The sequence below is a fragment of the Sphingomonas sp. YR710 genome (assembly GCF_900101455.1).
In the GTDB taxonomy this organism is placed as follows: Bacteria; Pseudomonadota; Alphaproteobacteria; order Sphingomonadales; family Sphingomonadaceae; genus Rhizorhabdus.
On record NZ_FMZJ01000006.1, the window covers coordinates 1 to 21,008 of the forward strand.

Consider the following 21,008-nt stretch of genomic DNA (forward strand, 5'->3'; position numbering starts at 1 on the left):
TCGCCGCGGCGCCAATCGTGGACGACGACATTCTCCGGCGCGTAGAGGTGCTCGAACAGCGCCTCCAGCAGTTCGTCGCTCTCATCCTTGGGCAGTCCGACGGTGTCGCTGGTCATCTGTTGGCAGACATAGAGGATGGTCTCGCCGGTTCGCGGATGGCAGTGAGCGATGGGCATGGCCACGCTGTTGATTGCCGCTGAGAAGTGACCCGGGGTTTTCATCGAGAAGTGACCCAGGGTGCGATAATGTTTCGGATGTCATGCGTGGGTCAGGATGGGGTTTCTCCTTCCTGGTTTTGGGTTGCTGAGCCGAGCTGTTCTTGAACCGGAAGCTGTCGTTGCCGGTCTCCAGGATGTGGCAGTGATGGGTGAGGCGATCAAGGAGCGCGGTGGTCATCTTGGCGTCTAGAGTTTGCTCAGCAGATGGAACAGCAGCGCGCCGCCTGAGGCACTGAACGGCAGGTAGCCAAGCCATCGAGGATCACGAGGTCGGAGTGGGCCAACCTCCCGGCGGATCTGGCCGGTTTTCCCTTGTGCTTTCTCCTGTTCGAGGGCGTTGACCAGTTCGACCGTCGAGAAGAACTGGACCCGTTTGCGATGATGCTCGAAGGCCTGGACGCCCAGCGCCGTGGCGATGTGGGTCTTGCCAGTGCCGGGGCCGCCGACCAGCACGCGGAACGCGTGATTATGGGCATCGAACAGCATCTCGTGTGTCTGCAGGAGATAGGCCCGTACGAAGAAGGCCCGGCTATAGCTGAACTTCAAGTGCGCTACCTGCAGCTTGGTGCGCACGCCGTCGATGATGGCCCAGTCCTCGCTCCAGTCAAACTGGAACGCCTCACCCGGCGCGAACGACAGCGGCACGAAAGTGCCTTTGCCGTTCATCTGCTGCTGGCGGCGATAATCATCACGCCAGCCCCGGGCAAGGGCTCCGGTATCAGTCGCACTTCGGCGGCATCACGCTCAGCGCCCAGAACCTCTTCGACAGATTCTATATCGACTATTACAGCGACACGGTCCGCCTCACCGACAATGCCCATTTTTTCGCGGGGCGCGGCCGCAATATTACCCTGGGATGGGACTACAGGTTCTGACATGATGGGGGTGATCGATACGCTGCATCGCTGGCTCGGCGGGCTGATCGGCCTGCTGCTGGCCATGCTCGGCCTGACGGGCGCCATCCTCGTTCACCGCCGGCTGTGGATCATGGTGCCGCATGCGGCCGATGCCCCGCGCCAGACGACCGAAGCCGTCGCGGCGCGGGTGGGACGGCTCATGGGGGATGCGGCGAACCGGCCGGAGATGATAGTCTTCGGCGACCGCGATTTCGGGCTCGATCGCCTGGCCTATAAGGGCGCAGCCGGGGCCTATGCCGATCAGGCGGGCAATATCGTCGCGCATTGGTCGAGCCAGTGGCAGCGCCCCGAACTGTGGCTGCTCGACCTTCATCAGCATCTGTTCGCCGGCGAGACCGGAGAAACGGCCATCGGCCTTGCCGCGCTCGTCGGAATCGGGTTCGTCGTCACCGGCGCGATCCTGTGGTGGCGAATGCGACGGACGTTCGCGTTGCGATTGTGGCCGCAGCGGATGAGCCGGCCGGCGATCGTCCGCCACCACCGCGATCTGGGCATCGTCGTGGCGCCGCTGCTCCTGCTGTCGCTGGTCACGGGGGCCGTGCTGGTGTTTCGCCCCTTGTCCGCCTTGCTGTTCGGCCCCGCCGCGCCCCGCACGATCGCCGCCAGCCTGAAGGGGCCCCCGCCCCGCTTTGACCGGCTTTCCGATACGCTCGACTGGCCGGGCATGATCCGCATCGCCCGCGCCCGCTTTCCCGATACGGAGATCCGCAGCCTGTCGCTGCCGCGCAAGGGAAATGGCCTGATCACCTTGCGCATGAAACGGCCGTCGGAATGGCTGCCCAATGGCCGCACGACGATCTGGTTCGCAGCCGCAGACGGGCGTCCGATCGCCGCCCGCGACGCCGCGGATCTGCCGCGCACGGTGCGCGCCTATAACCTGCTCTATCCTTTGCATGCCGCCGAAGTGGGCGGCCTTCCGCTACGCCTGCTGATGACGATCTCCGGGCTTGCGTTCGGCCTTCTCGGATCTCTCACCGTCTGGACCTTCTGGTTCAAGCGCCCCCGGAACCAGCCGCCGAAGCGGGCCCGGGAACGATAGAACAGACTGGCCACGTGCCGGCAAACCTGCGCCAGCAAATGGAACATGACCAGCGATCCGCCTCCGCCAGGCCTTTCCGCGAGGTAATTCGAATATCCGCTCGCAAACTTGACACCCGGCCCGCTTTCGACGTTTAAGCGCGACCGGATATTTGGTCCTTCCCATTCTGTGGGAAGGTTAAAGGGGAATGCAGTGACGGGCCTTGTCGGCTCCAATCTGCGGCTGCCCCCGCAACTGTAAGCGGCGAGTCGAAGCCAATAGCCACTGGGGCAAAATGCCCTGGGAAGGCGGCCGAGATGCCTGAACCGCGAGCCAGGACACCCGCCAGGTTTCCGTTCGATCCGTGCGAAGGGCGGGGTGCCCCTGAGCATGCGGTATGATGCAGGACCGGCGAGGCCGGCGCCTTCATTCTGTCGTGATTCCGGCACCCGCTTTCGGCCTTGCCGGCCAGCGTGGGATGTCGAATGTTGGAAAAATGCGATGGCGAGCCCGATCGCCCGACCCTGATTATCTGCACCAATTGCAAAGGGAGCTCCACCGCGGGCGAGGCCGGCGCCCCGCTCGCCGGAACCCGGCTGGCGGACGTAACGCAGGCGCTGGACGGTTGCGACGATGTCGCGATCATCCGCGTCCGCTGCCTCGCCAATTGCAGCCGGGGGCCGAGCGTGGCGATGCGCCATGCGGGTGCGTGGAGCTATATATTCGGCGGCATCGATCCGGATGGCGACGCCGGTTCGCTGATCGAAGGCGCCCGCCTCCTCGCCGGCGCTCCTGATGGGCTGATGCCCTGGCGAGGGCGCCCCGACTGTCTGAAACGCGGCCTGATCGCCCGCATTCCGCCCCTCGATTTCACCGGAGATCCCGCATGACAAATGTTTCGCTCGCCCGCGTGCCCTGCACGATCGTCACCGGCTTCCTCGGCGCGGGCAAGACCACCCTGGTTCGTCATGTGCTGGAAAATGCCGGCGGGCGCCGTCTGGCGGTGATCGTCAACGAGTTCGGCGATGTCGGCATCGATCGCGAAGTCCTGAAAGGGTGCGGCATCGACGCCTGCCCGGAAGAGAATATCGTCGAACTGGCCAATGGCTGCCTGTGCTGCACCGTGGCGGACGATTTCGTGCCGGCGCTCGATGCGATCCTGTCGCGCGAACCGAGGGTCGATCATATCCTGATCGAAACATCCGGCCTCGCTTTGCCCAAGCCGCTGGTGCAGGCCTTCAACTGGCCGAGCGTCAACAGCCGGGTGACGGTGGACGGCGTGATCGCGGTCGTGGATGGCGCCACGCTGGCCGAGGGTCGGGTGACGGCCGATCCGGCCGCGCTGGCGGCCCAGCGCGCCGCCGATCCCGCGCTGGAGCATGAGGATCCGGTCGAGGAAGTGTTCCAGGACCAGATCGCCTGTGCCGACCTGGTCGTGATGACCAAGGCCGACATGATCGACGATGCGGCCCTCGATCGGGCGCGCGCGAATCTTGCCGTTTCGCTCCCGGCGGGCGTCCGCGTCATCGCGGCGCGGCAGGGCGTGCTCGATCCATCGGTGCTGTTGGGCCTCGGGCTGGCCGCGGAGGACAGCATCGGCCAGCGCAAAACGCTGCACGATGCCGAGGACGATCATGAGCATGACGATTTCGCGAGCTTCATCCTCGATCTTCCCGAAATCTCGGCGCCCGTCGACCTGACCGATCGCATCGCCGCGCTTTCGCGCGATCTCGGGGTGCTGCGGGTCAAGGGCCATGTCGCGGTCGCAGGCAAGGCGATGCGCCTTCTTGTGCAGGCGGTCGGGCAGCGCGTGTCGCACCAGTTCGATCGCGCGTGGACCAGCGAGGAGGCTCGCGCAGGCCGGCTCGTCGTCATCGGCCTCAAGGGGCTCGATCAGGCGGCGGTCGCGCAGGCGCTGCGCGGCTAGGCACCCTCCCCGTCCGATGCATCTGCTCAACACCAGCACGGCAAGCCTGGATGACGCGGTCGAACCCATCGACCTGCGCCAGGCGCCCGCTGACGTGCTGGTGCTATCGTTCAGCGACAGCGACCTGATCGCGCTCGCGCGCGCCATCGCAGCGGAAGGCAGCGCCCTGCCTGCGGTGCGGCTGACACATCTCAAGAATCTGCGCCATCCGATGTCGGTCGACCTGTGGATCGAACAGACGGCCCACCACGCGCGGCTGATCGTGGTGCGGCTGCTCGGCGGCCTCGACTGGTGGCGCTACGGGATCGAGCAGTTGCGGATGCTCGCCCGGACGCGCGGCATATCGCTGGCCATATTGCCGGGCGAGGACCGCGACGATCCGCGGCTTGGCGAAGCATCAACCCTGCCCGCCCCCGAACTCGATCGCATGCTCGCATATTTCCGGCAGGGCGGACCGGACAATATGCGCGCGCTGCTGCGGATCGCGGCGGGATATGCGTTGTCGTTAAATTCCTCCCCGAGCTTGCTCGGGGAGGGGGACCATGCGCAGCATGGCGGAGGGGCATGCGCGACCGTCCCGCAGGCCCCTCCACCGCTCGTCGAGCGGCCCCCCTCCCCGTTCCAGGGAGGAATTCGGCGTCACAATGCGATCCATGCTTTGCCTGGCGAGAACGCGGGCGCCATGTTGCAAGTACCCCCGCCGGCCGAGGTCGGCGCGGCCGGAGCATGGTTGCCCGATCATGGCATCGTCCCGCTGGACCGGGCGCTGGCGACATGTGCGGATGGCGTGCCGGTCTTGCCGATCCTCTTCTATCGGTCGGCGCTGCTGGCTGACGATCTCCAGCCCGTTTCGGTTCTGTGTGCGGCACTGGCATCGCGCGGCATCGCCCCGCTGCCGTTGTTCGTCACGAGCCTGAAAGATCCCCGTGCGGTGGCCTTCGTCGGCGATGCACTGGCCCGATCCGCGCCGGCCGCCATCGTGACGATGACGGCCTTCGCCGCCGGCGGTGCGCTGTTCGACGCGGGGGATGCGCCGGTGTTGCAAGTGGCGTCCGCCGTAACGCGGCGTGCCGGCTGGGAAGCCAGCTCCCGCGGGCTCAATGGCGCCGATCTGGCGATGAACGTGGTGCTGCCAGAACTCGATGGCCGTGTGCTGGCCGGCGTGATCGCGTTCAAGGATGTCGCCGGCGATGACGGTTTCGGCGGCTTGTTCGCCCGCGCCGAACCCGATCGGGTCGAGCAGGCCGCCGAACGGATAGAGCGGCTGATCCGCCTGCGCAGGACACCGGCATCCGAACGGCGTATCGCGATGATCCTGCCCGACTATCCCGGAGCCCCGGGGCGTACCGGATGGGCGGTTGGCCTCGACGTGCCGGAAAGCGTCAGGCTGGCGATGATCGACATGGCCGATGCGGGTTATGGGATCGGCGCTCTCCCTGCCAACGCGCGTGCGCTGCTCGACGCGCTGGACGTCGGAATCGAAGGCATGTCTCTCGCCGTCTATCGAGACCATCTCGCCCGGCTGCCAGGCGATGCCCATGCCGCGATCATGACCGCCTGGGGCGATCCGGCCGACGACCCCGATGTGCAGGCAGGCGCCTTCCACTTCCGGGCCTGCCGCTTCGGCAATATCATGGTCGCGCTCGCGCCCGATCGCGGCCGCGCACAGCATCGGCGCGCCGATTATCATGACCCCGCTTTGCCGCCGCGCCATGCGCTGCTGGCGTTCGGGCTATGGCTCCGCAAGGGCTATGGCGCCGACGCGATCGTGCACATGGGCGCGCACGGCGCGCTCGAATGGCTGCCCGGCAAGGCCGTTGCGCTCTCCGCCGCCTGCTGGCCGGAACGGGTGCTGGGCGCTGTGCCGGTCATCTATCCCTTCATCGTCAACAATCCGGGCGAAGCCGCGCAGGCGAAGCGGCGGATTGCGGCGGTGACCCTCGGCCATCTCCCGCCGCCGATCGCGGACGACGGGCTGGCGGGCGCGATGCGCGATCTTGAACGGCTGGTGGATGAATATGCCGCCGCCGATGGCCTGGACCCGCGCCGCCGCGAGCGGCTGGCGCGCCTGATCCTCGACGAAGCCGAGACTTGCGGCCTCGCTACGACGCTGGGCCTCTCGCCCGATGCGGAGACCGGCGACACGCTGCGCCGGATCGATGCGTGGCTGTGCGATCTCAAGGATCTGACCGTCAAGGACGGGCTGCACATCTATGGCCGCGCACCGGACGGTGATGCCGATCGGCTGGCAAGCGCTGCATCCGAACGCGCCGCCCTGCTCGCTGCGCTCGACGGGCGGCGGATCATCGCCGGGCCGGCGGGATCGCCCGCGCGCGGACGGCGCGATGTCCTGCCCACCGGACGCAATCTGAGCACCGCCGACCCGCGGATGCTGCCGACCCGGACGGCGATGGACCTCGGACGGCTCGCTGCGGAAGAAGTCGTGCGGCTCCATATGCAGGAGCAGGGCGAGGCGCCGCGATCGGTGGTCCTCGATCTGTGGGGCAGCGCGACCTTGCGCACCGGCGGCGAGGAGATGGCACAGGGGCTGGCGCTGCTCGGATGCCGGCCGATCTGGGATCATGGCACCGGCCGGGTGACCGGGATCGAAGTGCTGCCCCCGGTGACGATGGGCCGCCCCAGGGTCGATGTGACGTTCCGCATCTCCGGCCTGTTTCGGGATCTGTTTCCGGCCCAGATCGCCCTGCTCGCGCTGGCGGTACGCGCGGTGGCGGCGCGCGACGAGCCGGACGAAGAAAATCCACTCGCTGCAGCACGCCGTGACGGCGCATCGATCACACGCATCTTTGGCACCGCCCCCGGCGCATATGGTGCGGGGATCGAGGAGACGCTGGCCGCTGGCGATTGGGAGGACCGGACGGAACTGGCGGCCCGCTATGTCGCGGCAGGATCGCACAGCTATGGCGACGATCGGGACACGGACGGCGAGGGCATCGGGCATCGGGCGGACGGAGCATTTGCCGAACGGCTGCGGACCGCAGACGCGCTGGTGCACGCGCATGACAATCCCGATCGCGACCTGCTGGAAGGAGACGCCGACGTCGCCTTCATCGGCGGGTTCGCGGCTGCGACTGCCGATCGGCGGGATGCGCCGCAACTCATCGTCCTCGACACGACCGATCCCGCCCGGCCCCGCGCCCGCCCGCTCGATCAGGCCCTCGCCCGGATCATCCATGGCCGCGCGGTGGATCCGCGCTTCATCGCCGGGCAGATGCGCCACGGGCCGCGCGGCGCATCGGAATTGCTGGAGACGGTCGATCGGCTGCTGGGCTTCGCCGAGACCGCGGCCGCCGTGCCGGACCATCTGATCGACCTCGTCCACACCGCTTATGTCGCCGATCCGGCGGTTCGCGCCTTCCTGATCGACCAGAATCCGGCGGCCGCGCGCGCGATGGCGGAAAGGTTCCGGTCGGCGCTGCGTCGCGGTCTCTGGCATCCGCGCCGCAACGACATCGAACAGGGCCTGATGGACATGATCGAGCCTGCGCGATGAACCGGCGCGGCGCCTGTCCGACGCTAGCCGCGCCGATGGCGACGGGCGATGGCCTGCTCGTGCGGCTCGCGCTCGAACGGCCGGGCGTATCTCCGGCAACCCTCACCGAGATTGCGCGGGCCGCCGCCGATCATGGCAACGGCCTGATCGACGTCAGCGCACGCGGCAATATCCAGATCCGCGGCATCTCCGCTGCATCCCTGCCCGCCCTCACCGCCCGGCTCGAGGCTCTCGATATCCTCGCCCCCGATCATCCGGCCATCGCGGTCAATCCGCTGGCCGGCGTCGACCCGGCCATCGAGGGCGATCCGCTCACCATCGCCAGAACCTTGCGCGCCCTGATCGCCGCATGCCGACCGGCCCTGACGCTCGCGCCCAAGATGACGATCGTCATCGATGGCGGCGGCGCGCTGCCGCTCGACGCGCTGGCCGCCGATATCCGGCTGGTCGCGGCCGGGAATCGATGGTCGCTCGCTTTGGCCGGCGACGCTTCGACTTCCGTGCCGTTCGGGATGGTGGATAAGGGCAATGCCGCACAGGCGGTTTTGCTGTTGCTCGCGCTGCTGGCGTGGCGCGGGTCGCACATGCGCGCTCGCGATCTGTTGGACCAAGCCGGACCGGGACCGTTTCAGGCCGCGCTGGCGGCAATTCCGCTTGCGCCGCCGCCCGCCATGGTCATTCGTCCGCCGGTCCCGGATGTTGGACGCCACGCCCTTGACGATGCGCAGCAAGCTTTGGGGATAGCGCTCCCCTTCGGCCAGATCGATGCTACAAGGCTGGTCCGGCTTGCGGAGGCGGCGGACAGGCTGGAGGCCAAGAGCATCTGCCCTGCCCCCGGTCGCGCACTGCTCGTCACCGGCCTGTCCGCCGATCATATCGACACGATGACCGAAAGCGCCACCGCGCTCGGGATCATCGTCGACCTTACCGACCCGCGGCTCGGGATCGCTGCCTGCACGGGCAAGCCGGCCTGTGCATCGGCCCATTTCGATACGCGGGCCGTCGCCCGGCACATCGCCACCCATGCGCCGATACTCGTGGCCAACGGGCGGCGGGTCCATATCTCCGGCTGCGCCAAGGGGTGCGCTCGTGCCAGCACGGCGGAGATCACCATCGTCGGGCACGCGGATGGCATCGGCGTCGTCATCAACGGTCGCGCCGACGCCATCCCGTTCGCGGTCCTGCCGCATCTCGACCCGGCCGCGCTCGTCGCGCGGATCACCCTTCTGGAAAGCAAGATATGACGGCCCTGGCCTATGACTATGTCCGCGATGGCGGGGCCATTTATGCGCGCTCCTTCGCCATCATCCGCGCGGAAGCCGATCTGACCGGTTTTTCGGAGGAGGAAGCCGATGTCGCGGTCCGCATGATCCATGCCTGCGGGCTGGTCGAAGCCACGCGCCATATCCGGTTCGGCGCAGGCTGTGTGGCCGCCGCCCGCGCGGCGCTGAACGCCGGCGCCCCGATCCTGTGCGATGCCGAAATGGTCGCGCGCGGCATCACCCAGGCCCGCCTGCCCGCCCATAACGACATCGTCTGCACGCTCCGCGATCCGGGCGTGCCCGCGCTGGCGGCGGCGATCGGCAATACGCGCTCGGCAGCGGCGCTGGAACTGTGGAGCGACCGGCTGGCAGGCGCGGTGGTGGCGATCGGCAACGCTCCGACAGCGCTCTTTCGCTTGCTCGAGATGCTCGACGCCGGATGCCCGCGCCCGGCCGCGATCCTCGGCATGCCGGTCGGCTTCGTCGGCGCGGCGGAGTCGAAGGCGGCGCTCGCGGCACATCGCTCCGGTGTCCCATGGGCGATCGTCGAGGGACGCATGGGCGGCAGCGCGATGACCGCCGCCGCCGTCAACGCCATCGCGCGGGCCGGCATATGAGCGCGCCCGGATGCCTGATCGGCGTGGGTGTAGGCCCCGGCGATCCCGAACTGATGACCTTGAAGGCGGCTCGCCTGATCGGTGCCGCCGATATCGTAGCCCATTTCGCCAAGGCCGGGAATGACAGCCATGCCCGCCGGATCGCCGCCGCGCATGTCCGCCCCGGCACCGTCGAACTGCCGCTCCTTTACCCGGTCACGACCGAAAGCCCGAAGGACGGTGCAGACTATCGCGAGCGGATCGCCGCCTTTTACGCGGAATCGGCCGACCGGCTGGCCGCCCATCTCGACGCGGGGCGCGACGTGGTCGTGCTGAGCGAGGGCGATCCCTTGTTCTACGGCTCCTATATGCACCTCCATATCCGCCTCGCACCGCATTATCGGACGCAGATCGTGCCCGGCGTCACCGGCATGGCGGGCTGCTGGTCGAGCGCCGCGACGCCGATCGCGCAGGGCGACGATGTGCTCAGCGTCCTGCCCGGCACGCTGCCGGAGGATCAGCTCGCCCGCCGCATCGCCGGGGCCGATGCCGTCGTGATCATGAAGGTCGGGCGCAACCTGCCGAAGATCCGCCGGGCGCTGGCGGCGGCCGGGCGGCTCGACCGCGCCATCTATGTCGAACGCGGCACGATGGCGGACGGGCTGACGATGCGGCTCTCCGATCGGCCGGATGACCGCGCGCCCTATTTCTCGATCATCCTGGTTCCCGGCTGGGTGGGACAGCCATGACGGGCCGCCTGACGGTGATCGGGCTCGGCCCCGGACATGCCGCGCAGATCACGCCCGAAGCATCGGCCGCGCTGGCGGATGCCGAGTTGTTGCTGGGCTATGCGCCCTATCTGGCACGGGTGCCCGAACGGCCCGGCCAACGCCGCGAACCGACCGACAATCGCGAGGAGATCGCGCGCGCTTCGGCTGCCCTGATGGCCGCGGCCGCCGGCGATCGGGTGGCGATGGTTTCGGGCGGCGATCCCGGCGTGTTCGCGATGGCGGCGGCGGTGTGCGAGGCGATCGAGCATGGCCCCCCGCAATGGCGCGCGATCGACGTCGTGATCCTGCCCGGCATCACGGCGATGCTGGCGGTCGCGGCGCGGGTGGGCGCACCGCTCGGGGCCGATTTCTGCGCGATATCGCTGTCGGACAATCTCAAGCCCTGGGATCTGGTGCGGCAAAGACTGGCGGCGGTGGCGCAGGCCGGGTTCGTGATCGCGCTCTACAACCCGATCAGCAGGGCCCGCCCCTGGCAATTGGGCGAGGCGTTCGCGCTGCTTGCCGATCTGCTGCCGCCCGAGACGCCCGTGATCTTCGGCCGGGCGGCGGGCCGGCCGGATGAACGGATCGCGATCGTGCCGCTTTGCGAAGCCGACGCTGCAATGGCCGACATGGCGACCTGCGTCATCATCGGATCGGCGCACACCCGTATTATCGCGCGTCCGGACGGGCCAGCGTTGGTCTATTCGCCCCGTTCGGTGAGGCCGAGTGCATGAAGCGCCGCTGCAACGGCCTCATCCACGGTGCCGAGCGTCGGCACGTCGGGGGCGGGAGGCCGCGCGACCAATATGACCTCTATGCCGAGGTCATGGGCGGCGGCGATCTTGCCATAACTCGCCGCCCCGCCGCTATTCTTGGCGATGATGGCGTCGATCCCGTTATCGCGCAGCAGCGCGAGATCGTCGGCCTGCGCAAAGGGACCGCGATCGAGGATATAGCGCGCCGAAGGCACCGTCAGCCGCGGCTCGATCGGCTCGACCGAGCGCACGAGATAATCGTGCCACGGTGCGGCATTGGCGGCATGGGCCTCCTGCCGGCCGAGCGCGAGGAACACCCGGCGCGGGTTCGGCCCAAGCGCGGCGATCGCACCGGCCGGGTCGGCGGCGTCGGTCCATCGATCGCCGGGTCGACGCTCCCAGGCAGGGCGCCGCAGCGCAATCATGCGAACACCCGACTGGCGCGATGCTTCGGCGGCGTTGCGCGACATGATCGCTGCAAACGGATGGGTGGCATCGATCAGCAGGTCGATCCGCCGCTCGACCAGCCAGCGCGCAAGCCCGTCCGCACCGCCAAAGCCTCCGCTCACAACCGGAACGGGCATGGTGACCGGCATGCGCGTGCGACCGGCCAGCGACAGCGTCACCGCGACATCGGCCTGCGCGCCGAGCCGGCCGGCGAGCAGGCGGGCCTCGGTCGTGCCGCCGAGAATCAGGATCGATCGCATGGCTGAAGCCCCTAGCAACCGCTCCCCCGTTTCGGCAACGCCCGGCCGCTGGCTGACCATCGTCGGCATCGGCGAAGCCGGCATCGATGGCCTGTCGCCCCGTGCGGTCGCGGCGATCGCCGGCGCGGAGCGGGTGTTCGGCGGCCAACGCCAACTTGCGCTGGCGGCATCGGTCATTACCGGAAGCGCCCTCGCCTGGCCCTCGCCTTTCGATCCGCTGATGCCGGCGGTGCGCGCGGTGCGCGGTCACCGGGTTTGTGTCCTGGCCTCCGGCGACCCCTTCCTGTTCGGCGTCGGCGCGACATTGGCCCGGCATATCCCCGCCGACGAGATGGACGTGTTGCCGTCGCCCTCGGCCTTCAGCCTCGCCGCCGCCCGGCTCGGCTGGCCGCTCGGCGAGATCGAGACGATATCGCTGCACGGCCGCGCGCGCGCTCGGCTGCGCCCGTTGCTTCATCCGGGCACCCGCATTCTCGCTTTGACCTCCGGCGCGGACGATCCGGCACAGATAGCCGCACTGCTCACCGGCGCAGGGTTTGGCCGATCGGATCTGACCGTGCTCGAAGCGCTCGACGGCCCGCGCGAACGCATCCGTCATACGCGTGCGGACGGGTTCGATCTCCACACGATAGATCCGCTCAACCTGCTGGCGATAGAGGTCGTGGCCGACGAACAGGCGCACGTCATCCCGCTGGGCGCCGGCCGCGCCGATGACCTGTTCGATCATGACGGCCAGATCACCAAGCGCGAGATCCGCGCCGTCTCCTTGTCGATGCTCGCGCCCCGGCGCGGCGAACTGCTGTGGGACGTGGGGGCGGGATCGGGTGCGATCGGCATCGAATGGATGCTGGCCCATCCGTCGATGCGGGCCATCGCCATCGAACCACGCCCCGAACGTGTGGCGCGGATCGCCCGCAATGCCGCACAGATGGGCGTGCCCGACCTGCCGATCGTCACCGGCAGCGCACCGGACGCATTGCGGGATCTGCCCCGCCCGGACGCAATCTTCATCGGCGGCGGCGCGACCGTACCGAGGGCCGTCGCCGCAGCGATCGAAGCGCTGCGCCCCGACGGCCGGCTGGTCATCAATGCGGTAACGCTGGAGACCGAGGCCGTTCTGCTCGACCATCATGCCCGTCTCGGCGGCAGCCTGACCCGCATCGCCGTGTCGCGGGCCGATCCGGTCGGGACCATGACCGGCTGGCGCAGCGCGATACCCGTCACGATCTGGTCGTGGAGCAAGCCATGATTGTCGCGGGCTTCGGCTGTCGGCCCGGTGCCGCGACCGACGATTTCCTGTCCGCGCTCGCCGAGGCGCTGAACATCGCACAATGCGATGCTTCCACTCTCGCCTGCGTGGCCTTCCCTCATTTTCGGGCCGCCGAAGCCGCAACGACGCTTTCGGATCTGCCCGTCGCGATCATCGGCCAGCCCGCGCTCGAGCAAGCCTGCCTGCGTGCCGAAACCCACAGCGCGCGAACGTTCGCCCATACCGGGCTGACATCGGTCGCCGAAAGCGCGGCACTTGCCGCCGCCGGACCGGGCAGCCGCCTGCTCGTCCGCCGGATCGGCGCCGGGTCGGTGACCTGCGCCATCGCCATTGGAGAACGCCCCGCATGACCGTACATTTCATCGGCGCCGGCCCCGGCGCCGCCGATCTCATCACGGTGCGTGGCCGCGACCTGCTCGCGCGTTGCCCGGTCTGCCTCTATGCGGGATCGGTCGTTCCGCCCGAACTACTGGCGCATTGCCCGCCGGGCGCACAGCTGGTGAACACCGCGCCGCTGTCGCTCGACGAGATCGAGGCCGAATATGTCGCGGCGCAGGCCGCCGGGCTGGACGTCGCACGCCTCCATTCGGGAGACCTGTCGATCTACTCGGCCTGCGCCGAACAGATCAGACGGCTCGAACGGCTCGGCATCTCCTATACGATGACACCCGGCGTCCCGGCGTTCGCCGCCGCCGCCGCATTGGTCGGCCGCGAACTGACGGTTCCGGGGGTGGCGCAAAGTCTGGTGCTGACGCGCCTGTCGGGCCGGGCGTCGGCGATGCCGCCGACCGAAACACTCGAGCAGTTCGCGGCGAGCCGCGCGACGCTGGCGATCCACCTTGCCATCCACCGCATCGACGAGGTCGCCGAGCGCCTGACCCCATTCTACGGCGCCGATTGCCCGGCAGTGGTCGCGATCCGCGCGAGCTGGCCGGACGAGGCGGTATTGCGCGGAACGTTGGCGACGATCGCAGGCCAGGTCGCGGCGCACGGCGTCGAGCGCATGGCGATCATTCTGGTCGGCCCGGCCCTCGGCAGCGAGGATTTCCGCGAAAGCGCGCTCTACGACGTCGGCTATCAGCGCAGGTTCCGGGGCCGGGACGGGTTATGAGCCGCAGCGGGCGGACTATGGCCTACCAACTGGCCGTCGCGATCGAACAGCAGGATATCGAGCGTGATCGCGGGATCATCGAGCACGGCCGCCGCCGTCACCCAGGCCGCCCGCGCCACCGTGTCGCCAAGCGCAATGCCTTCGGCCTGCGCGAGCGCGAAAGCCTGGGCCGCGGTATTGGCGGTGCGGATCGCGTCGGCGAGGACCGGCGATCCGTCGGCGATGATCGCCTGCTGCGCCAGTGCATCGAAATCGACCGCGCCGCGCTTCGAATGCACGTCCAGCATCCCTTGCGCAAGTTTCGCCATCTTGGCGACGCCGCCGGCGACGGTGACGCGCGGTACCGGATGGGTGCGAAGATATTTGAGCATTCCGCCGACGAAATCGCCCATGTCGATCAGCGCCCGTTCGGGCAGCTCGTGATGTGCGAGCACCGCCTGTTCGGATGTCTTTCCGGTCGCCCCCGCGACATGCGGCAGCTCCGCCGCACGCGCCACGTCGATGCCGCGATGGATGCCGTGGATCCAGGCCGCGCAGCTATAGGGAATGACGATCCCGGTCGTCCCGAGGATCGAAAGACCGCCGAGAATGCCGAGGCGCGCGTTGAGCGTGCGTTCGGCGAGCCGTTCGCCATCGGCAACCGCGATCTCGATCTCCACATCGGCCGGTCCGCCCAGCGCCGCCGCGACATCCGCCACCGCGTCGCACATCATCCGGCGCGGCACCGGATTGATCGCGGGTTCGCCGATCGCCAGCGGGAGGCCGGGCAATGTGACGGTGCCGACCCCCTTGCCGGCACGAAAGCGGATGCCCGCGCCCGGCGACAAAGGGCGAACCGTTGCCGATATCAGCGCGCCGTGGGTGACATCGGGATCGTCGCCCGCATCCTTGACGATGCCGACGGTTGCGACACCATCTTCCATCCGGTCGAACGCCAGCGCGAACGCCGGCTCCTGCCCGCGGGGCAAGCGGATGGTCACGGGATCGGGAAACAGGCCGGTCGCCAGCGCCGTGCAGGCCGCCTTGACGGCGGCCGTCGCACAGGCGCCCGTGGTCCAGCCATAGCGCAAGGGAGCATCACCGGACTGCATCACCGAGCCTTTAGGCCGGTCGGGCCGATTTTCCCATCGATTGGAGACATGATCCGATGACCGCCCGTGTCATTATCGTCGGAGCGCCGCGGTCGGGCTCCGGCAAGACGACGATCACGCTGGGCCTGTTGCGCGCGTTTCGCCGGCGCGGCCTTGTCGTGCGCGCGGCCAAGGCCGGGCCGGACTATATCGATCCGGCCTTTCATGCGGCGGCGACCGGAACCGCCAGCGTCAATCTCGACAGTTGGGCAATGCCCCCCGAATATCTGGGCGCGCTGCTGCGACAGGCGGCCGAAGGCGCCGACCTCCTGGTGATCGAAGCCGCGATGGGGCTGTTCGACGGCGTTGGCGATGTCGCCGGACGCCGGGGCGCGGCGGCGGATATTGCCGCACGGTTCGGCATCAAGGTGGCGCTCGTGCTCGATGTCACCGGCCAGGGGCAAACCGTCGGCGCGGTGGCCTGCGGCTTCGTCCACTATGATCCGGCCGTCGGCATTGCGGGGGTGATCGCCAATCGCGTCGCCAGCACCCGTCACCGCAACCTCGCCGAGCAATCGGTGAGCGGCATCGGCCTGCCGCTGCTCGGCGCATTGATGCGCGACGGCGCGCCCAATCTTCCCGAGCGCCATTTGGGCCTCGTACAGGCGCGCGAGCATGCCAATCTCGAGGTCTTGCTGGAGAGCCTGGCCGACGCCATCGAGCGCGATCTCGATCTTGATGCGATCCTCGACGCCGCGACGCCGCTTGCCGTGACCCCGCCCCTCGCCCCGGTTGCCGCGCTCCCGCCGCCCGGCCAGCGTATCGCATTGGCATGGGATGAGGCGTTCAGTTTCGTTTATCCGCATATGCTGCGCGAATGGCGAGACGCGGGCACGGAGATCGCGCGGTTTTCGCCGCTCGCCGACGAGGCCCCCGCGCACGATTGCGATATCTGCTGGCTGCCAGGCGGCTATCCCGAACTGCACGCCGGCAGGCTCGCGTCCGCATCGCACTTCCTGTCCGGCTTGCGCAGCTTTGCGCAACATCGTCCGGTTCACGGGGAGTGCGGCGGCTTCATGGTGCTGGGACAGTCGATCGAAGATGCCGCGGGAACGGCCCATGAGATGGCCGGGCTGATGGACCACAGGACCAGCTTCGCGCGGCGCAAGCTCAACCTGGGCTATCGCGAGGCAACGTTGCTGATCGATTGCCCGCTGGGACCGCAAGGCACCGTCCTGCGCGGACATGAATTTCATTATGCGACGATCACCCCCGGCGAGGATGCCCCGCTGGCGATGCTGGCGGACGGCCTGGGCCAGCCACTCGGCGCGGCGGGCGGACAGCGAAAATTGGTGACAGGCACCTTCTTCCACGCCATCGCCCGTCAGACAGGATGAAAGCCGTCAACGGCGGACAGATCGCAGGACCGGCGCCGCCAGCAAGCCGAACCCAACACCGAGCGCAGCCCAAAGCACTGCCTGCATGCCGATCGCCGACACCCTGAAATCCCACAGTACGACCGCAGGAAAATCGGCAGGCACCTCGTTGATGGCCGGCATGAACCACTGCGCGATAAAGGCCGTCGTTCCGTAGATGCCGATCAGCGCCAGCATGGCGTTCAGGGTTCCATGGCTTCGCCTGATCCGCATCGCCATATTCGCCGCGAATGTCAGGCAGGTCAGCGACAATAAGATCAGGCCGAAATAGGCCGCCGTACGGAAGGCGACGGTTTCATGCTGGCCTACCGCCGGTGGCGTCGGCGGATATTTGAGCGCGGGGATCAGGGCGACGGCGACGAAGCCGCCTATCGCCAGCAATATGGCAAGATTCCGCGGATCGAGCCTGCCGATGCGGCCATAAGCAAAGGCGAATATCAACGCAAAGAATCCGCCGATGGCGGCGCCATACATCGCCAGCGCGGTCAGCAGGCCAAGCCCGGCCTGGGTCGCGCGGCTGACGATCTCCGGCTCGCCGCCCATCGCCTCATGGGCCTCATGCGCATGTTCATAAGCGATCGCGAGGTTGATCCCCGGCTCGCCGAACAGACGGGCAAACAGCATCGCCAGGATTGCCGACAGGACGCCAGCGATCATCCCGCGCAGCAGCAGGTGCTTCACCATGATGTGCGTGCCCTTCTAGTGGCAGGGAAAGCCGAGCAGATGCCGCCCGTCATGGACGAATTCATGCACGGCGGTGCCCGAGAAAACCGACGTGGCGCCTTGTTCGGTGCTGACGAAGTACAGCAGGATCAGCGCGATGATCGATCCGAAAATCGCCCATGGCAGGATATCGCCAACGGGTATGGCGACATTGATGTAGCGGCTATCGGGATAATATGCGGCAGAGTTTGCCATCGTCTCAGTCTCCCTGGGGATTGCGCGTCCCGGTTGGATCAATGCGTCTTCGGGAGGTCTGACTCTCGACACATATGAGCATGTGCCGATATACAGTGGCGCGACCGTGCCGGGTTCTCACCGGCTTCTCCGTCAGATCGTGCTGTCCTCTTGGGATCGGCCGGGGCTGCTGTCAATCATCGTATGAGGAATGCATCTTTGACCGCGCGCATCATCTGGATCTGCCACGCGCCCACCCACGCCATGCGTGTGGGGGCATTTCCCACCTCGCAGGATGATCTCGACGGCCCCGGCCTGGAGAAAGCCCGTGCCGCGGCGCATCCCGGCATTCGCGGCGCTACGGCACTGACCAGCCCGGCTGCTGCCGCGCAACAGACTGCTGCAGCCATGACGCTCGATGCAGCGATCGAGCCAGCGCTTCGCGACATCGATTATGGCCTCTGGGCGGGGCTTTCTCTGGATGCGATACACGCTGCCGAACCCGAACGGCTTGGCGCATGGCTGGCGGACGCTACCCGGACGACACCGGGCGGCGAGCCGTTAAGCGACGTGATCGCTCGCGTCGGCAGTTGGATAGAAGAGCAACGGCGATCAGCACGCCGCGTTCTGGCCGTGACACATCCGGCGATTATCCGCGCGGCGATCGCCATCGTTCTTCGATGCCCTGTCGAATGTGTTTTCAATATCGACATCGCACCGCTTTCACGAACCGCCATGTCGTTTAACGGAAAATGGCGCATCCAAGGGTTGGGGTAAGCTATTTGTCCCCGACTGAATGCCTATCGAGGGCTTCGCGAACAAACCACAATACGACGATCGCCACCCGCGAAGCTGACCGGACGCTACAGCGCTGTTGGCGGGCGCGCGCCCGGTCAGCTTCGCTACCGTCGAGCTACACCACCAACCGGGGCACGACCTTCTGGCAATCTCACTCACGTCACTCTCTCGGAGGAAAAGCTAAACCGAATCCCGTGCCTGCATCGAAGGCCGCGATTGATCATGCCGACGGTGAGCTGCCGCCCGGGGGGGGGGGGCAGCCTGTCAACTGTTTCAACATCACACCGATGCACGCGGCGTAGGCACTTGGCGTGGTGGCTCTGTAGCTGCGCGCACCGATTCATCTCTAGCGTTCTCGCAAGCCACCAATAATCCGGTCCCCCGGGCATTCGCAAACCAGTCGGGCTTCCAATTGATATTTGCAAATGATTATCATAAGCAACTTTGCCTGATGGCGGAATGAGACAGGATCGGTGCAACCGTGTTCGTGTGGCCGGCAAGTTGCGAAATGGAACGCGTTGCGAGGCCGTCGCCCTCTTCGGGGAATCGCGCCCCCCATAACCTTAGGAGATCCCTTGTCCGGCCGATTGTCCTGGGAACGCTTACCATGTTCGTTCATCTCGGCTTTTTTGCGCTGCTATGGCCGAGCATGTCGGTGGTCACGTCAAAGGCGCGGGAAACGGTGATTGTTATCCTATCGCCCCCGTTTGCCGAGAGATCGCGCGCGACCGCTGTCAGGCCCCGCGACGCCCCAGTCGTTGAGCGACAAGCCCCGTTGATTGTCGCTACCCGGCCGACGATACCGGCCTATGTTGACCTGCCGGATGCTCGTGTTCCGGTTGCCGATGGCGCGCGCGAAGCGGGTGACCGCAAAACCCCGCTCTTCGATCAATATCGGCTTCGCCTTGAAGCTGCACTCTCCGCGAATCGGCGCTATCCGCAAGAAGCGCGGCGAAAGCGGCAGGCGGGAACGGCCGAAGTCAGATTCATGATTGCTGCGGACGGTTCGGTCGACGTCGTTTCGCTGGCGGTGTCGTCCGGCCATGCACGACTCGATCGCGAGGCCGTCAACCTCGTCAGCCGCACCGCCCCGTTTCCGCCACCACCTCCGGACATTGCTCCGCTTGAGATCATCCTGCCGGTCACCTTCGAATTGCCAGAAAGCGCAACATCGTGACGCAGGTTGGCGGGCTCGCCGCCTTTCTGGCCCAACGACGCGCGCTATTGTCATATGCGACATCGCTCATGGGCGATGCCAGCAGCGCCGAGGACATCGTGCAAGAGGCCTGGCTGCGCGTCCAGGACACCGACACCCGCAGCACGGCCGATGCGGTTACCCACCCGATCCGCTATCTTTACCGGGTTGTGCGCAATCTGGCGATCGACGAGAAACGGAGTGCCAGAGTGCGGCACGTCATATCGGGGGATATCCACGATATGGACGACATATCCAGCGAACAGCCCAATCCCGAGCAAAACGCGATGTCGCGTCAAGCGCTCGCAATCGTTCAGCAAGTGCTCGATGGCCTGCCCGAACGTCATCGCACCGTGTTCATGCTCTATCGCTTCGAAGGCCTCAAAATGCAGGAGATCGGCAGAAGATTACGAATTTCGGTCGGCCTGGTGCACCGTCTCATTCATGACGTCATGGCGCGGTGCGAGGACGCGCTCGAGGCGCCGTCTCCAGACCGGTCCCTCTGATGAAAATGCCTTGTGTCATGAGGTCTTTCTTCCACAAGGGCCCGATGACCCGAAAGCGCATGACCGCAGACCGATGACCATCGACGATGCCGAAACAGCAGCGTTACGCACCGCCGCACGCGACTGGCTGCTGCGGTTGCACGAGCATCCCGACGATACCGAACTACACGTCGGTTTCGCGGAGTGGATCTCTGCCAGCGATGCCCATGCGCAAGCCTGGTCGCGCACGCACGATAGCTGGCAGGCGATGGAAGGTCTGGCGGGTGCGGTTCACTCCAACCCGCCCCTCAGGCCAACCTCTCGCCTGCCCAGCCGCCGAAGCCTGCTGACGCTGGCGATGTCAGGCGCAACCATCGGTCTCGCGACGACGTTGCTCATGCGTCCCGAAGCCTATCGCACGGGCGCGGGCGAGCGCCAGCGCCTGTCGCTCGGCGATGGAACTCGGGTGGATCTGGACAGTCAATCGTCGCTGAATGTCGCGGTCGACGCCGGGCGGAGGTCGGTCCTGCTGATCGAGGGGCGCGCTTTTTTTGACGTGGCGCATGATATGCACCGGCCGTTCGTCGTTACGGCCGGCGACATCGCGGTGCGTGTCCTCGGCACCGCATTCGCCGTCGAACATAAGGCCGATGGCCTCTCGGTTGACGTGGCGCGCGGCAAGGTTCTGGTCGACCGCGGCAACGGCATGCAGCCCGTCGAGCTTTCGATCGGCGAGCGGCTCATCATCGACGCGGCCGGATCGGCCAGACGCGCGGCAGTCGATCCGTCGCGGATTGCGGCGTGGCGCGACGGGAAGATCTACGCGGTCGACCGCCCTATTGGCGATCTGATCGGCGAACTTCGCGGCTATCATAAGGGCATCATCCTGTTGAATGCCCCAAAGCTCGCCTCCCGGCGGGTAACAGGTGTCTATCATCTCGACCGACCGCTTCAAACGATCGCCGATATCGTTATCGCGCATCACGGCGGGGTGACGATTTGGACCGATTATTTCGTATATATAACAGATAGTTGAAAGGTATTTCGTCAGAAAATCCG

Annotated in this window: 22 protein-coding genes, 2 pseudogenes and 2 riboswitches; of the genes and pseudogenes, 16 read left to right on the top strand and 8 right to left on the bottom strand. The window is 67.0% G+C overall.

Annotated elements, in window-relative coordinates; genetic code table 11:
- The 4 genes and pseudogenes from BLS13_RS21195 to BLS13_RS20995 form a co-directional block, all read right to left on the bottom strand.
- The coding region (locus tag BLS13_RS21195; RefSeq protein ID WP_143011915.1) for a TauD/TfdA dioxygenase family protein at nt 1-221 on the bottom strand (221 nt) is incomplete at its 3' end.
- Between the two features lie 130 nt (nt 222-351).
- A pseudogene (locus BLS13_RS21200) lies at nt 352-396 on the bottom strand (hypothetical protein); the annotation flags it as partial.
- Between the two features lie 8 nt (nt 397-404).
- Entirely contained in the window at nt 405-671 is a 267-nt protein-coding gene (locus BLS13_RS20990; protein WP_305367250.1) for an ATP-binding protein, read from the bottom strand.
- A pseudogene (locus BLS13_RS20995) lies at nt 645-929 on the bottom strand (IS21 family transposase); the annotation flags it as partial. The gene BLS13_RS20990 and the pseudogene BLS13_RS20995, both read right to left, overlap by 27 nt.
- A gap of 168 nt (nt 930-1,097) precedes the next feature.
- Between BLS13_RS20995 and BLS13_RS08570 the strand changes: the two are divergent.
- From BLS13_RS08570 to BLS13_RS08605, 8 genes are all read left to right on the top strand, one after another.
- On the top strand, nt 1,098-2,174 hold the full coding sequence (locus BLS13_RS08570) for a PepSY-associated TM helix domain-containing protein (RefSeq protein WP_093451686.1): 1,077 nt from the start codon (nt 1,098-1,100) through the stop codon (nt 2,172-2,174).
- A 135-nt stretch (nt 2,175-2,309) separates the two neighbouring features.
- Nucleotides 2,310-2,518: riboswitch (cobalamin riboswitch) on the top strand.
- A gap of 120 nt (nt 2,519-2,638) precedes the next feature.
- Nucleotides 2,639-3,043, top strand: a complete 405-nt coding sequence (locus BLS13_RS08575) for a DUF1636 family protein (RefSeq protein WP_093451384.1) — start codon at nt 2,639-2,641, stop codon at nt 3,041-3,043.
- Nucleotides 3,040-4,080: a cobalamin biosynthesis protein CobW gene (cobW, locus tag BLS13_RS08580; protein ID WP_093451385.1), complete on the top strand. Its 1,041-nt coding sequence runs from the start codon at nt 3,040-3,042 to the stop codon at nt 4,078-4,080. The genes BLS13_RS08575 and cobW overlap by 4 nt, the downstream gene beginning before the upstream one ends.
- Nucleotides 4,081-4,096: 16 nt before the next feature.
- Complete coding sequence (cobN, locus tag BLS13_RS08585; RefSeq protein ID WP_093451386.1) at nt 4,097-7,594, top strand: cobaltochelatase subunit CobN; 3,498 nt, start codon at nt 4,097-4,099, stop codon at nt 7,592-7,594.
- On the top strand, nt 7,591-8,838 hold the full coding sequence (cobG, locus tag BLS13_RS08590; protein WP_093451388.1) for a precorrin-3B synthase: 1,248 nt from the start codon (nt 7,591-7,593) through the stop codon (nt 8,836-8,838). The genes cobN and cobG overlap by 4 nt, the downstream gene beginning before the upstream one ends.
- Nucleotides 8,835-9,473: a precorrin-8X methylmutase gene (locus tag BLS13_RS08595; protein ID WP_093451389.1), complete on the top strand. Its 639-nt coding sequence runs from the start codon at nt 8,835-8,837 to the stop codon at nt 9,471-9,473. Before cobG ends, BLS13_RS08595 begins: the two co-directional genes overlap by 4 nt.
- Nucleotides 9,470-10,201, top strand: coding sequence for a precorrin-2 C(20)-methyltransferase (locus tag BLS13_RS08600; protein ID WP_093451391.1), 732 nt, complete (start codon nt 9,470-9,472; stop codon nt 10,199-10,201). Before BLS13_RS08595 ends, BLS13_RS08600 begins: the two co-directional genes overlap by 4 nt.
- Nucleotides 10,198-10,959, top strand: coding sequence for a precorrin-3B C(17)-methyltransferase (locus tag BLS13_RS08605; protein ID WP_093451392.1), 762 nt, complete (start codon nt 10,198-10,200; stop codon nt 10,957-10,959). The genes BLS13_RS08600 and BLS13_RS08605 overlap by 4 nt, the downstream gene beginning before the upstream one ends.
- Here the strand turns inward: BLS13_RS08605 and BLS13_RS08610 are convergent.
- Nucleotides 10,926-11,687, bottom strand: a complete 762-nt coding sequence (locus BLS13_RS08610; protein ID WP_093451394.1) for a cobalt-precorrin-6A reductase — start codon at nt 11,685-11,687, stop codon at nt 10,926-10,928. The genes BLS13_RS08605 and BLS13_RS08610 overlap by 34 nt on opposite strands.
- Here BLS13_RS08610 and cbiE point away from each other — a divergent pair.
- The 3 genes from cbiE to cobM are packed head-to-tail and all read left to right on the top strand — an operon-like array spanning nt 11,686 to nt 14,068.
- Nucleotides 11,686-12,936, top strand: a complete 1,251-nt coding sequence (cbiE, locus tag BLS13_RS08615) for a precorrin-6y C5,15-methyltransferase (decarboxylating) subunit CbiE (protein WP_093451396.1) — start codon at nt 11,686-11,688, stop codon at nt 12,934-12,936. The genes BLS13_RS08610 and cbiE overlap by 2 nt on opposite strands.
- Entirely contained in the window at nt 12,933-13,307 is a 375-nt protein-coding gene (locus tag BLS13_RS08620) for a cobalamin biosynthesis protein (protein ID WP_093451397.1), read from the top strand. Before cbiE ends, BLS13_RS08620 begins: the two co-directional genes overlap by 4 nt.
- The gene (cobM, locus tag BLS13_RS08625) at nt 13,304-14,068 is read left to right on the top strand and encodes a precorrin-4 C(11)-methyltransferase (RefSeq protein ID WP_093451399.1); all 765 of its coding nucleotides are present in this window, start codon (nt 13,304-13,306) and stop codon (nt 14,066-14,068) included. The genes BLS13_RS08620 and cobM overlap by 4 nt, the downstream gene beginning before the upstream one ends.
- Here cobM and BLS13_RS08630 read toward each other — a convergent pair.
- Complete coding sequence (locus BLS13_RS08630) at nt 14,035-15,159, bottom strand: cobalt-precorrin-5B (C(1))-methyltransferase (RefSeq protein ID WP_093451400.1); 1,125 nt, start codon at nt 15,157-15,159, stop codon at nt 14,035-14,037. The genes cobM and BLS13_RS08630 overlap by 34 nt on opposite strands.
- A gap of 56 nt (nt 15,160-15,215) precedes the next feature.
- Here BLS13_RS08630 and BLS13_RS08635 point away from each other — a divergent pair, with 56 nt between their 5' ends.
- Nucleotides 15,216-16,535 carry a cobyrinic acid a,c-diamide synthase CobB gene (locus tag BLS13_RS08635; RefSeq protein ID WP_093451402.1) on the top strand — a complete coding sequence of 440 codons (1,320 nt, stop codon included), beginning with the start codon at nt 15,216-15,218 and terminating at the stop codon, nt 16,533-16,535.
- A gap of 6 nt (nt 16,536-16,541) precedes the next feature.
- On the opposite strand, the gene BLS13_RS08640 is transcribed toward BLS13_RS08635, so the two are convergent.
- Both BLS13_RS08640 and BLS13_RS08645 read right to left on the bottom strand, forming a co-directional pair.
- On the bottom strand, nt 16,542-17,258 hold the full coding sequence (locus BLS13_RS08640) for a CbtA family protein (protein WP_093451403.1): 717 nt from the start codon (nt 17,256-17,258) through the stop codon (nt 16,542-16,544).
- A gap of 15 nt (nt 17,259-17,273) precedes the next feature.
- Complete coding sequence (locus BLS13_RS08645; RefSeq protein ID WP_093451405.1) at nt 17,274-17,492, bottom strand: CbtB domain-containing protein; 219 nt, start codon at nt 17,490-17,492, stop codon at nt 17,274-17,276.
- A gap of 33 nt (nt 17,493-17,525) precedes the next feature.
- A riboswitch (cobalamin riboswitch) is annotated at nt 17,526-17,672 on the bottom strand.
- Between the two features lie 18 nt (nt 17,673-17,690).
- On the opposite strand from BLS13_RS08645, the gene BLS13_RS08650 reads away from it, so the two are divergent.
- The 4 genes from BLS13_RS08650 (at nt 17,691) to BLS13_RS08665 (ending at nt 20,985) form a co-directional block, all read left to right on the top strand.
- A complete protein-coding gene (locus tag BLS13_RS08650) occupies nt 17,691-18,248 on the top strand; it encodes a histidine phosphatase family protein (protein WP_176943495.1) in 558 nt (185 codons plus the stop codon).
- A gap of 796 nt (nt 18,249-19,044) precedes the next feature.
- Nucleotides 19,045-19,446 carry an energy transducer TonB gene (locus BLS13_RS20655; protein WP_176943496.1) on the top strand — a complete coding sequence of 134 codons (402 nt, stop codon included), beginning with the start codon at nt 19,045-19,047 and terminating at the stop codon, nt 19,444-19,446.
- The gene (locus tag BLS13_RS08660; RefSeq protein WP_093451408.1) at nt 19,443-19,970 is read left to right on the top strand and encodes an RNA polymerase sigma factor; all 528 of its coding nucleotides are present in this window, start codon (nt 19,443-19,445) and stop codon (nt 19,968-19,970) included. The genes BLS13_RS20655 and BLS13_RS08660 overlap by 4 nt, the downstream gene beginning before the upstream one ends.
- A gap of 73 nt (nt 19,971-20,043) precedes the next feature.
- Nucleotides 20,044-20,985, top strand: coding sequence for a FecR family protein (locus tag BLS13_RS08665; RefSeq protein ID WP_176943497.1), 942 nt, complete (start codon nt 20,044-20,046; stop codon nt 20,983-20,985).
- The last annotated feature ends 23 nt before the right edge of the window (nt 20,986-21,008 follow it).